Here is a 12343-nt window from a genome sequence, read left to right as displayed (position 1 = left end):
GAAGCCTCGTTCCGGGGCTCGGCGTGTACGACCGCATCGCCTGTCCGACGACGATTGGCCGGCCGAGAACAGCTTCTACGCTTGCGGCGCGACGAAGTGCGTGCCAACGCCAAAGCCGCCGCCCCAGGCCGCCGTCCGGCCTGCATCAGCTCGAACCACGGCGTTGCCGTGCCCCGACCTTCGCCGGGCTCATCCTCGAACTGGTACGAGGAAGTCAACGCCCCAGGCGGGACACACCAGTTGACCCCGTCCCGTCCAAGGAGTTGCCATGCACCATCTGGATGGCCCAGCCATTGCGGAGATTCCCGTGGCAGATAAGGCGGCGGGGCCGTACGGCATCGCCGCCGGACCCGACGGTGCCCTGTGGCTCACCCTGGCGCACCGTGGTCACATCGCGCGTCTCATCCTTGACGGCGAATTCAACGTTTACCCCCTGGACCCGCCCACATGTCGTCCTGCGGTCATCACCGCAGGGCCCGACGGCGCGCTGTGGTTCACCCGGTCGCAAGACCACCGGATCGGCGGCATCACCACCGCCGGCGACGTCGTCATTCACCCACTGCCCACCCCGGGCGCTGCCCCGGTGGGTATCACCAGTGACGGCACCGCCTTGTGGTTCGTCGAGATCGAAGCAGGGCAGATCGGCAGGATCGAACCGGATGGCACGATCAAGGAGTTTCCATTTCCCGACCGCACGGCCAAACCCCACGCCATCGTCGAGGCCTCCACCGGGGACCGCTGGTTCACCGAACGGGGAGCCAACCGCAGCGGTCGCATCACCGCGAGCGGTGAGATCGCCGAGCACGACCTGCCGTCGCCGTCATCTGAACCGCACGGCATCACCGTAGGTCCCGACGGCGCTCTCTGGACGGCCCTCGAGACGGGAGGAGTCGCGCGGTTGGCGTGAACAGATGCTCGCGGTGCACGCCATGGCAGGTGATGGACGCAGGGAAGCGGTCCACGCTCAGGCGGCGATTCGTCTCCGCGATCCCGATCGGCCGGTTCGGCGAGCTCTGGTAACGGTCTATATCTGGATGGCCTCCGGGCGTGGGCGCCAGCGCTGCCCCTGCTCCGGCCTGCACGTTACGAACTTTGTCGGCCAGTAGTGGACCGGTGGAGGCCTGGAAAGCCTCCACCCGATAAAGATGGGGTGGTGCATGCGATTCGGATGAGAGGCAGCATGCAGACGACCTGCATCACGGCATACCAGGGCGGACAGATGCCCGGGATCAGGTCGACGCCGATGATCGCGATCGGCATGATGACGGCGAGAGCCCGCACGCGCTCGAAGGCCTGTCGAGACCCCCGGGAAGCGGATCCGGTCATCCGGTAGATCAGCGCGGCGCTTACGGGCAGCAGGACTGCCCGGACCCACATGAACGTGTTCACCATGTGACCGCTGATCGATACCGCGGTGACCGCCAGGAGGGCGGCGGTGCTCAGTACGCCGTATACCTTGAGGCTGCTTTTCGCTGTGTCGAAGGCTCCTTGGGCACGGGGGGTGTTGAGGAGTGCCGCATCGGCCGTGGAGTGCGTGTTGGTTTCCATGCTCACCGACGCTATGAACCGCTTGACTGACGCGGTATCCGCCTGGACACACAAGCGGGTGGGGGTAGCCCCACTTCCTGGCTGACCAGGGAAGTAGCGGGCTCCGCGCGGTGCACAGTGGGAGTACCGAACGGTAGGCGAAGGAAGAGTCATGAGACAGCTGGGTTCGTGGGTGGCGGGCGTCGGCGTAGGGTTCGTGCGGGCGTGTGTCGTGGCGGTCGTCAGCATGCTGGTCCCTGCCGTGTGGGCCGCCGCCGTGGCGCTGGGGATCTGGTGGAGGGCGGGAAACCCGTGGTCGTGGGTAGCGCCGCTCGTGCTGGTGTGTGGGGGCACGCTCGCGTTATCCCGCCCGGTCTGCCGGATGGTCCGTTTCCTCGTCGCAAGGTGGACCGCCACCGTCATCCCCGCCGGATACCGGCAGGCCGGACCGGTGACGCGGATGTCCACCGGGTACTGGTGGAACGGCTTCTCCTACGAACGCACCCGTCGGGACGCCCTTCTGGATCAGAAGTGGCGGCTCCGGTGGAGAGACCCAGCCAACTGGCGCGACCTGCGGTTCACGGGGATCCTGCCGCTCACCGCGGGCGTGGTCGCTACCCTTCCGCCGGCTGGGGTGGCCGCGGCGGTCCTCGGGCTCGGCCGGCCGGGTCTCGCCGCGCGCCTCGTCGGGACGCTCGGCCTGGTCGTGGCCGTCGCCTCAGCCCCGTACGCTTGGCGGCTCGTCGAGCCGGTGGCTGTCCGCTTCCTGCGTCCGTCGCCTGCGATGGCGCTGGCGGACCGGGTGGATGAGCTGACCGCCCAGCGCGCGGACGCGACGGTCGCGCAGGCTGCCGAGATCCGCCGGATCGAAAGGGACCTGCACGACGGAGCGCAGGCCCGCCTGGTTGCGCTCGGGCTCTCCCTGGCGACCGCCGAGAAACTGATGGAGACCGACCCGGAGCGGGCCAAGGCACTGATGCGGGATGCGCGTGTCGGCGCCACCGCCTCGCTGGCCGAGCTCCGCGAGCTGATCCGGGGAATCAGTCCACCGGTACTGAACGAGCGGGGGCTCGTAGACGCAGTGCGCGCCCTCGCCCTTGACATCCCGCTCGACGTGGCCGTCAGTGCTGACGCCCGGCTGACCCTGGACCCGCCGATCGAGCCGGCCGTCTACTTCGGCCTCGCCGAATTGCTGACCAACGCGGTCCGGCATGCCCATGCTTCGCGGGCGCGCGTCTGCCTCGCCAAGGACGAGGCCGACCTCGTTGTCGAGGTTGAGGACGACGGTCGGGGCGGGGCCGACGAACGAGCCGGCGGCGGGCTGGCCGGCCTGCGCCGCCGTCTCGCGGTGTTCGACGGGACCCTGGAGATCATCAGCCCGCCGGGCGGTCCGACTCGTGTCAGGATGGTGCTGCCATGCGAGTCGTTGTAGCCGAAGACCTCTACCTCCTGCGTGACGGGATGGTCCGCCTGATCGAGGCGTACGGGCACCAGGTGGTGGCGACAGCGACCACTGGGCCTGAAACTCTCGATGCGCTGCGGACGTGGCGCCCGGATGTGTCCGTCATCGACGTCCGCATGCCACCGGACCAGTCGGACGAGGGCCTGCGGGCGGCCCTCGCCGCCCGTAGCGAGATGCCAGGTCTGCCGGTCCTCATCCTCTCCCAGCACGTCGAGCAGTTGTACGCCCGCGAGCTCCTGACCGACGGCTCCGGCGGCGTGGGCTACCTCCTCAAGGAGAGCGTGTTCGACGCCGACCAGTTCATCGGCGCCTTGGAGCGCGTCGCGTGCGGCGGGACCGCCATGGACCCGGCTGTCATCGCGAAACTGCTGTCCAACAGTTCCCCGAGCCGGGGACTCGAGCGGCTCTCCGAACGCGAGTACTCCGTGCTGGCCCTCATGGCCGAGGGACTGCCCAACCAGGCCATCGGCCGCCGCCTCTTTCTCAGCGAGAGCGCCATCAGCAAGTACACCACCTCCATGTTCGGCAAGCTGGGCATCTCCGACGATGACGACACCAACCGCCGTGTCCGCGCCGTCCTCACCTACCTGAACAGGTCTTAGACCGTGTCCTACGTGGTGAGGCGGACGGGGCGTGGACTCCTCGCCAACGAACGACGACCAGCTGCGATTTCTGCGCCTCCAAGCCCATTAGACGCATGCCTTTCGCACGACGACGTACGGGACCCTCGTGAGCTCGGGTGGCTCTGCGGGCAGCAGTAGGGCGAACAGCAGCCCCGTCCTGTACCTGGCCTGCGTCCAGTGGGAAGTTGGAGGGCCTGCACCGCTCGGGCGGTACAGGCCCTCCAAAGGCTGGGGAGAGGATCGCACATGACCTCGGACCACGACATGCTGTGGAGTCGCTGCGCGTACCTGGGTCGCGTCCTGCTGCCGCTGCTGGACCAGGAGCCGTGGCGTCAGGATCGCCGCCAAGAGCGGCTGCGGGGCTGGGACATCGAACTGGCGGTGGGGGAACGACTCATCGAGGTCATCGCGGCCTTGGCAGCCCATGCTGTCGCGGTGGACGCTTCCTTGTTCGCCGCTGAGTTCGAGAGCCTGCCCCTGAGCGCCGTGGCCGACGCGGCGACCGGCAAGCAAGACTTCGAACTACTCGCCGGGCTCCCAGACACCTTCGCCGACGACCGCGACGACATGGCTGTCAAAGTCTTCCGCCTGTACGCCTACAAGGGCGGTCAGTCGAGTCTTCAGCTTCTTCGGCTGGGCACGGAAGTGCGCCATACGCTGACAGTCCTTGCTGCCCGCGAGCGGGTGCCGTCTCCCACGTGCGGAGACATCTTCCGCCGGGCGGACGAGGCCGACCTGCAGCAGTAAGCGCCGAGACACCTGCTCCGAGCCGTCGCCGTCGGGGATACGGCCTCACGGACTGTCTACTGCAGATTGCTGTCCCCGAACAGCGTGAGGACAGGGGAAGACGGTCACGCCAGTCCTTTGAACTGCGGCTTCCAGGAGGCCGTTTTGCATCGCCCACCGGGTGGATGCGCACCGACGGACCGGGGGCGCGCACCGGATGGACTCGGTGTACCGGTGCGCATCCACCCGTACGTGCTGCGGTCACCGGTGCAGAGCCACCAGGGTCTCCACCACCGCACGGGCCCGTTCCACCTGCTCATCGCCCAGCGCCTGCAGGGCTTGCGCCACGTCTGGCGCTGTTCATGAGCATGAGCAGCGCCTCGACAGCGGTTCCGCCGGCAGTTGAGCCTTCTCGGAGGATGCTGCGGATGTTCAGGTGTTTCGACAGCACTGGGCGCCGCTGGGGGAGCGCGTCAGGCGGGCAAGGCAGCGAGCCAGTCGGTCAGGAGTCGGTTTACCTCGTCGGGGCGTTCTTGCTGGATCCAGTGGCCGCAGCCGTCGAGGAGGTGGGAGGAGACCAGGCCCGGCAGCGTAACCGGGTACTCCTTGATCGCGTCGGCCAGCCATGTCGTGGAAGCGTCCAGGCTGCCGCCGATGAACAGGGACGGCTGGGTGATGGGGGCGCCGTCGAAGGCGGCGAGGTCCTCCCAGTCGCGGTCCATGTTCCGGTAGCGGTTGAGTGCTCCGGTCAGGCCGGTCCGTTCGAACTCCCCGGCGTAGACGTCGAGGTCCCGCTCGCTGAGCCACGCGGGCAGCTGGCCGGCGGGGAACCGATCACGCAGCATCCCGGCCCTGCTGACGAAGTGCGGATCGGGCATGCCGGGTGCGGGCATGGTGTCGGCGGACAGGGCCGCGTAGAAGCCCGCGAGCCAGCCACGCACATCGGGTTCGATCTCGGCCTCGGCGCGGCCCGGCTCCTGGAAGTACGAGACGTAGAACTCCTCATCCCCGCCCATCTGAGCGAAGACATCGCTGGGGCGGGGCCCGCCGCGCGGGGTGTAGGGGATGCTCAGCAGTCCCACCGCCCGGAAGACCTCGGGCTTGAGCAGGGCGCAGTGCGCCGCGATGGTGGCGCCCCAGTCGTGGCCGATGACCACTGCGGACTCCTCGCCCAGGGCGTCGACCACCGTGACGGTGTCCTCCACCAGGGCGAGCATCCGGTACGCATCCACCGCGGTCGGCTTGGAGGACCGGCCGTAGCCGCGGACATCGATGGCGACCGCGCGGTATCCCGCTGCCGCGAGTACCGGCAGCTGACGGCGCCAGCAGTACCAGAATTCCGGGAAGCCGTGTACGAGCAGCACCAGCGGCCCGGTTCCCTGCTCCGCCAGGTGAATCCGGCCTCCCGGTGAGGACACCAACCGGTGTGTGATCTCCGTGACCTGCTGCGTCATGCGTCTCCTCCCCAACCGTCAGCCTTCTGTGCCCCGGAACGGCCCCCTTGTACCGTTCCGCCGGCTCAATGCCGATCCTGCGGAAGACCCCGCTCGCAAGACGAGTCTGTTTGCCGATTCGGCAAACCCGGCCCTCGGCGGTGGCACCCATCCGGTCAGATGTCCGTCCCGGAGTGCGGCGGTCAAAACTGCCTCCCCTTCTCGTGAACATCGACTCCGGCCGACGTCGAGCGCCTCCCCACGAGATGAACAACTGCTGCCGCGTCTCGGGCTACGGTCCACTTGATGTCAGTGGTGTGTGGTGGGATGGCTGGACTCTGCCGTTGATCTGCTGGGAGACCATCGTGACGCCTTCGTACCCGTCCCTGACTCGTGCCTTGGCCGAAGCCTTGATCGACGTCCTGTGGTTCATCGACGGCAGCGAAGACGAGCAGATGGATCAGGACGACGCGGTCAAGGTGATGGAGGGCGTCGCCCACGTGGTCAGTACGCTGCCCAAGGATCAGCGACAGGAACTGATTGAGCTGGTTGGGGAGATGGCAGCAGCCGAGACCGACGCGGCTCGTCGCGAGTTCCTGGAGGAGTTCCCAGAAGACTTCGGGTTGATCGACGATGAGTCCTGAGCAGCCTTTCAGGAGTAGAGCAGGGCGCGGTTGCGTAGGAGTTCGAAGCCAGCGCGGCCGAACATCTGGCGCCTCAGCATCTTGATCCGCCTCGCTCCAGTTGCCCAAGAGTATGGTGCCGCTCGGTGCTGCAGGCGGTCATATAGGCGATCATGGTCTTGGCAATCGTGCGTCGGTGCTCACCGGCCGGGCGCTCCCGTGCGCAGGCCGTCCATGACGAGGTCGAGGAGCCTGGTGGCGCGGGGCTGCCAGTCGTCGTGGGGGTCGAGCTGCCACAGGCCGGCGATAGCGAGGAGGAAATCGTCCCCGGTGACGCCGGAACGGACGGTGCCGGCTTGCTCGTTGGCGCGGAGCAGCAGGTTCGCCGCCTCGATCACCGGCGTGGGGGCCGGCTTCGCCGGACTGCCTGGCGCGCTGGTGACCTGCCGGATCGCGTCGGCCAGGCCGGCCTTGGTCATCGCGAACTCCGAAAGCCGGTCCATCCAGGCGCGCAGGGCCTGCGCGGGCGGCCGGGTCCGGAGCAGGTGGGCGGCACTGTCGGCGACCTGCTGCATCTCGTGCCGGTAGATCTCCAGGACGAGTGCCTCGCGGCTGGGGAAGTTGCGGTAGAAGGTGCCCTGTCCGACGCCCGCCTTCTTGGCGATCGCGCTCAGTGGCGTGTCCGCGCAACGGGACAACTCTGCGAGAGCCACCTCCAGGATGCGTTCGCGGTTGCGCTGGGCGTCCGAGCGCCGGGGTGCGTCGTTCATCTGCGGCACTCGTCCTTCCCGAGGCTTCGTGGCCGAACCTCGCCCTTGCTAAGCGGACAGTTGTCCGTTACGTTTTCCAGTTAACGGACAGCTGTCCGGTTGATGTACACGATAGCTGCGGACGCGTCCCTGTGGCAGTCCGCGGTCCCCTTCGGTTCCAGCACCACGCATCGCCGCCCCCCTCTGCGGCACAGTCCCGCACCACACACCCTGCGCACCCGCCCGGTACTCCGGTTGCTGAAACGCCCCATCTGCCCTGGAAATGCGAAAGAAGCTGCTCATGGCCTCATCGACGTCCAGTGTCATCACCCTGAACATCAACGGCGAGAAGTACACACTGCCCGTCGACCACCGCACCACCCTGCTCGACGCACTGCGCGAGCGCCTCGCGCTGACCGGCTCGAAGAAGGGCTGTGATCAGGGACAGTGCGGCGCCTGTACGGTCCTGCTGGACGGCCGCCGGGCCGTGTCCTGCCTGCAGTTGGCCGTGGCGGCCGAGGGCCGGGAGATCACCACCATCGAAGGCGTCGCCGAGGGCGATCAGCTGCATCCCGTGCAGCAGGCGTTCCTCGACCTGGACGGTTTCCAGTGCGGCTACTGCACTCCGGGACAGATCTGCTCGGCGATCGGGGTGATCCAGGAGCACGCGGCGGGCTGGCCCAGCGCCGTCACCGATGACATCCGGCCCGAGGCCGGACCACCGCCGCTGACGGCCGAAGAGATCCGCGAGCGCATGAGCGGCAATCTGTGCCGCTGCAGCGCCTATGTCTCGATCGTCGAGGCCGTGGCCCGGGCGGCCGAGGCGCAGCCGGACGCGGGGCGCGCGGGCCTGGGGACGGAGCCGAAGGAGGCTGTGGCATGAGGGAGTTCGACTATCGGCGGGCGTCCGACGTCGCCGGCGCCGTGGCGCTGCTCGGCGCCGATCCGGACACCCGCTTCCTCGGCGGCGGCACCAACCTCGTCGACCTCATGAAGTCCGGCGTCGAACGCCCTGCCCGGCTCGTCGACATCCGTGAACTCCCGCTGGATCAGATCGAGCCGACGCCGGAGGGCGGCCTGCGCATCGGCGCCACCGTCACCAACGGCGACCTGGCCGCGCACCCCGAGGTCCGCCGCCGCTACCCGGCACTGGCCCAGGCGGTACTGGCCGGCGCCTCCGGACAACTGCGCAACATGGCCACGGTCGGTGGGAACCTGCTCCAGCGCACCCGCTGCGGCTACTTCACCGACGTCACCAAGCCCTGCAACAAGCGTGTCCCGGGCAGCGGTTGCCCCGCCGTCGAGGGCGAGCACCGCAACCACGCGATCCTGGGCGCGTCGGAGAACTGCGTCGCCGTACACCCCTCCGACATGGCCGTCGCGCTCGCCGCATTCGACGCGGTCGTCCACTTCGAGACCGCCGACGGGTCGGGCGAGACGTCCCTGGCGGACTTCTACCTGCCCGTCGGCGACACCCCGCACCGCGAGACCGCCCTGCCGCCGGGCGCCCTGATCACCGGCGTCGTCCTGCCGCCCGTCCCGGTCGCCACAAACTCCCGCTACCGCAAGGTGCGCGAGCGCGCCTCGTACGCGTTCGCCATCGGCTCGCTCGCGGCCGCGCTCGACGTGCGGGACGGCGTCGTACGCGACGCGCGCCTGGCCCTCGGCGCCGTCGCCTCCCGGCCCTGGCGGGCCCTCGCCGCCGAACGCGTCCTGATCGGCGCACCGGCCGACGCAGAGACCTACGCCGCCGCGGCGGACGCCGAACTGGCGGCGGCACGGCCACTGCCCCAGAACGGATACAAGGTGACCCTCATGCGCAACCTCGTCGTGGCCGAGCTCACCGGACTCGCAGAGGAGGCCGCCCGATGACCACCGTCACCACCGCGACACACACGCAGACGCGCTCGGTCGGCACCGCCCACACCCGCGTGGAGGGCAGGGACAAGGTCACCGGCACGGCCCGCTACGCCGGAGAGATCCCCTTCGCCGACCTCGCACACGGCTGGCTGGTGCTCTCCACGGTCGCCCGTGGCCGCATCCGCGCCATCGACAGCGACCCCGTCCTCGCCATGCCGGGCGTCCTCGCCGTCCTCGACCACCGCAACGCCCTGCGCGTGAACACCGACTACACCGGTCTGATGGGCATGAAGCCGGACCCGACCTGTGCCGTCTTCCAGCACGACCGGGTGCCGCACCTGGGCTGGCCGGTGGCGCTGGTCGTGGCCGAGACGTCCGAGCAGGCCAGGGAGGCCGCCGAGAAGCTCGTGGTGACGTACGAACAGGAGCCCCACGACATCGACTTCACTGCGGACCACCCCGGCGCCTACCCGGTGGACGGGCACATGCCGGCAGTGACGGAGAAGGGGGACCTGGACGCCGAACTGGCCGCGTCGGCCATCGTCGTGGACGCCGAGTACCGCACCCCCGAAGAGCACCACAACCCGATGGAGCCGCACGCGGCGACCGCCCACTGGGACGGCGGCCGGCTCGAGGTGGTCGACTCCAACCAGGGCGCCACCTGGGTCATCGGCGAACTCGCGAACCTCTTCTCGCTCGACCCGGCATCGGTGCGGGTGCGCTCCGAGCATGTCGGCGGCGGCTTCGGCAGCAAGGGCGTACGGGCCCACCAGGTGGCCGCCGTGATGGCCGCGACCGTCCTGCAGCGCCCGGTGCGAGTCGTCCTGACCCGCAGTCAGATGTTCTCGCTGGCCGGCTACCGCAGTCCCACCATCCAGCGGGTCAGGCTCGGCGCCGACGCCGAGGGTCGGCTGCGCGCGCTGGAGCACAGCTCCCTCGGCCTCACCTCCACCGTGCACGAGTTCGTCGAGCCGAGCGCCGGGGTGGCACGGGTGATGTACGACGCCGACGCCCACCACACCGCCAACCGCGTGGTCCGGCTCGACGTACCCACCCCGACGTTCATGCGGGCCCCGGGTGAGGCGCCGGGCTCCTTCGCGCTGGAGGCGGCGCTCGACGAACTCGCCGAGAAGAGCGGCATCGACCCGGTCGAGCTGCGGCTGCGCAACGACCCCGAGCGGGGACCGGTGTCCGGGCTGCCCTTCGCCGGCCGCAATGTGGCCGCCTGCTTCCGGGAGGGCGCCCGCCGGTTCGGCTGGGCAGACCGGGACCCGCGCCCCGGCCTGCGCCGGGACGGCCGCTGGCTGCTCGGCACCGGCACCGCGGCGGCGTCCTTCCCCGCGGGCGCGGCGCCCTCCACGGCGACCGTGACCGCGCACCCGGACGGCGGCTTCACCGTGCGGATCGCCGCGGCCGACATCGGCACCGGCGCCCGTACCGCGCTCACTCTGGTCGCCGCCGACGCGCTGGGCGTGCCCCCGGACCGGGTCCGCGTCCGCATCGGTGACAGCGACTTCGGACCGGCGATGATCGCCGGCGGTTCCATGGGCACCCGCTCCTGGTCCTGGGCGGTCACGGCCGCGGCCGAGGAACTGCGCGACAGGCTGGGTCTGGGCGCCGCCATCCCCCCGGAGGGCATCACGGTGCGCTCGGACACCACCGAGGCCATCGGCTCGCTCGCGCCCGCAGAGCGCCACTCCTTCGGAGCCCAGTTCGCCGAGGTCGCCGTGGACGTCACCACCGGCGAGGTGCGCGTGCGGCGCATGCTCGGGATCTTCGCGGCGGGCCGGATCGTCAACCCGCTCACCGCGCGCAGCCAGCTCGTGGGCGGCATGATCTGGGGCATCTCCATGGCGCTGCACGAGGAGGCCGTACGGGACCGCGCCTCGGGCGGTCACGTCGGCGCCGACCTCGCGGGCTACCACGTGGCCACCCACGCCGACGTCCCGCACGTCGAGGCCGACTGGATCGACGACACCGACCCGAACGACCCAGTCGGCATCAAGGGTATCGGCGAGGTCGGCATCGTGGGCGCCGCGGCCGCCATCGCCAACGCGGTCTGGCATGCGACCGGCGTGCGCCACCGCGCCCTGCCCATCCGGCCGGACCGGGTCCTGACCGCGGCAGCGGGAGCGCTTGATGCTTGACCTGGCCGAGGAACTGGACCGGTGGATCGACGAGGGCCGGGAGTTCGCCGTCGCCACCGTAGTGGCCGTCGGCGGCAGCGCACCGCGCGGTCCCGGCGCCGCCCTCGCCGTGGACGGTGCGGGCACCGTCATCGGCTCGGTCTCCGGCGGCTGCGTCGAGGCCGCGGTGTACGACCTGTGCCTGGAGGCGCTGCGCACGGGGGAGAGCGTGCTTGAACGGTTCGGCTACAGCGACGAGGACGCCTTCGCCGTCGGACTGACCTGCGGCGGCACGATCGAGGTGCTGGTGACGCCGGTTTCTGGCCAGGCGCCCGCCCGGCCGGTCCTCGCGGCGGCCGTGGCGGCCGCCGCCCAGGGCCGGTCCGCGGCTCTCGCCCGGGTCGTCCGCGGCACGGCCGAACTCCTGGGCAGCGCCCTGCTGGTGCGGCAGGACGGCACGCACAAGGGCGCTCTCGGCGGGCACCCGGACCTGGACCGCACGGCGGCGGCCGAGGCCCGTGCCCTGCTGGAGGCGGGCCGCACCGGCACGGTGGAGATCTCCGCTGACGGCTCGCACTGCCCCGGCGGTCTCACCCTGCTGGTCGAGTCGAACGTGCCGCCGCCCCGCATGATCATCTTCGGCGCGGTGGACTTCGCCTCGGCGCTGGCGAGGGCCGGAAAGTTCCTCGGCCACCACGTGACCGTGTGCGACGCCCGACCGGTCTTCGCCACCCGGGCCCGCTTCCCCGACGCCGACGAGGTCGTCGTCGACTGGCCGCACCGCTACCTGCGGCGCACCGGAACCGACGCCCGCACGGTCCTGTGCGTCCTCACCCACGACGCGAAGTTCGACGTGCCCCTGCTCAGGCTGGCCCTCGGCATGCCGGTGGCTTTCGTCGGCGCGATGGGCTCGCGCCGCACCCACGAGGACCGCAACCGGCGTCTGCGCGCCGAGGGCGTGACCGAGCGGGAGCTGGCCAAGCTGCGCTCTCCGATCGGCCTCGACCTCGGTGCCCGTACGCCCGAGGAGACCGCCCTGTCGATCGCCGCGGAGATCGTCGCCGCCAGACGGGGCGGCACCGGCTTGCCGTTGACCGGCTGCCGGACACCGATCCACCGCGACCTTCGGACCGCCGGAGCGACGGGGGGAATAGGCGCGCCGGCGTGAGCTCACCCGTAGGCGCGCACTCCGGTGCATGATCCCGAGCTGCTGG

At 70.1% G+C, this 12343-nt stretch carries 12 protein-coding genes; 9 read left to right on the top strand and 3 right to left on the bottom strand.

Annotated elements, in window-relative coordinates:
* Positions 1-268: 268 nt before the first annotated feature.
* On the top strand, positions 269-907 hold the full coding sequence (locus FB563_RS31525) for a Vgb family protein (RefSeq protein ID WP_055705199.1): 639 nt from the start codon (positions 269-271) through the stop codon (positions 905-907).
* Between the two features lie 176 nt (positions 908-1083).
* Here FB563_RS31525 and FB563_RS31520 read toward each other — a convergent pair whose 3' ends face one another.
* Positions 1084-1548 (bottom strand): hypothetical protein, encoded by a 465-nt coding sequence (locus FB563_RS31520; protein ID WP_234357654.1) that lies wholly within the window; start codon positions 1546-1548, stop codon positions 1084-1086.
* A 151-nt stretch (positions 1549-1699) separates the two neighbouring features.
* Between FB563_RS31520 and FB563_RS31515 the strand changes: the two genes are divergently transcribed.
* The 3 genes from FB563_RS31515 to FB563_RS31505 all read left to right on the top strand — a co-directional run bounded on the left by FB563_RS31515 (position 1700) and on the right by FB563_RS31505 (position 4359).
* The gene (locus FB563_RS31515) at positions 1700-2959 is read left to right on the top strand and encodes a sensor histidine kinase (protein ID WP_055705198.1); all 1260 of its coding nucleotides are present in this window, start codon (positions 1700-1702) and stop codon (positions 2957-2959) included.
* On the top strand, positions 2944-3591 hold the full coding sequence (locus FB563_RS31510) for a response regulator transcription factor (RefSeq protein WP_055705197.1): 648 nt from the start codon (positions 2944-2946) through the stop codon (positions 3589-3591). The genes FB563_RS31515 and FB563_RS31510 overlap by 16 nt, the downstream gene beginning before the upstream one ends.
* Positions 3592-3858: 267 nt before the next feature.
* Positions 3859-4359 (top strand): hypothetical protein, encoded by a 501-nt coding sequence (locus FB563_RS31505; protein WP_055705196.1) that lies wholly within the window; start codon positions 3859-3861, stop codon positions 4357-4359.
* Between the two features lie 452 nt (positions 4360-4811).
* Here the strand turns inward: FB563_RS31505 and FB563_RS31500 are convergent, their stop codons facing one another.
* Entirely contained in the window at positions 4812-5792 is a 981-nt protein-coding gene (locus FB563_RS31500) for an alpha/beta fold hydrolase (protein ID WP_055705195.1), read from the bottom strand.
* Between the two features lie 203 nt (positions 5793-5995).
* Between FB563_RS31500 and FB563_RS31495 the strand changes: the two genes are divergently transcribed.
* Complete coding sequence (locus FB563_RS31495; RefSeq protein ID WP_234357653.1) at positions 5996-6415, top strand: hypothetical protein; 420 nt, start codon at positions 5996-5998, stop codon at positions 6413-6415.
* A gap of 179 nt (positions 6416-6594) precedes the next feature.
* Here the strand turns inward: FB563_RS31495 and FB563_RS31490 are convergent, their stop codons facing one another.
* On the bottom strand, positions 6595-7164 hold the full coding sequence (locus tag FB563_RS31490; protein WP_055705194.1) for a TetR/AcrR family transcriptional regulator: 570 nt from the start codon (positions 7162-7164) through the stop codon (positions 6595-6597).
* Between the two features lie 280 nt (positions 7165-7444).
* Between FB563_RS31490 and FB563_RS31485 the strand changes: the two genes are divergently transcribed.
* Genes FB563_RS31485 through FB563_RS31470 form a run of 4 tightly spaced genes read left to right on the top strand, consistent with a single transcriptional unit; the run spans position 7445 to position 12297 of the window.
* Positions 7445-8026, top strand: a complete 582-nt coding sequence (locus tag FB563_RS31485) for a (2Fe-2S)-binding protein (protein WP_055705212.1) — start codon at positions 7445-7447, stop codon at positions 8024-8026.
* Complete coding sequence (locus tag FB563_RS31480; RefSeq protein ID WP_055705193.1) at positions 8023-9015, top strand: FAD binding domain-containing protein; 993 nt, start codon at positions 8023-8025, stop codon at positions 9013-9015. The genes FB563_RS31485 and FB563_RS31480 overlap by 4 nt, the downstream gene beginning before the upstream one ends.
* On the top strand, positions 9012-11150 hold the full coding sequence (locus FB563_RS31475) for a xanthine dehydrogenase family protein molybdopterin-binding subunit (protein ID WP_055705192.1): 2139 nt from the start codon (positions 9012-9014) through the stop codon (positions 11148-11150). The genes FB563_RS31480 and FB563_RS31475 overlap by 4 nt, the downstream gene beginning before the upstream one ends.
* Complete coding sequence (locus tag FB563_RS31470; protein ID WP_055705191.1) at positions 11143-12297, top strand: XdhC family protein; 1155 nt, start codon at positions 11143-11145, stop codon at positions 12295-12297. The genes FB563_RS31475 and FB563_RS31470 overlap by 8 nt, the downstream gene beginning before the upstream one ends.
* Positions 12298-12343: the final 46 nt, after the last annotated feature.

It is taken from the genome of Streptomyces puniciscabiei, assembly GCF_006715785.1.
Lineage (GTDB): Bacteria > Actinomycetota > Actinomycetes > Streptomycetales > Streptomycetaceae > Streptomyces > Streptomyces puniciscabiei.
This window is presented reverse-complemented; position numbering and strand designations above follow the sequence as displayed.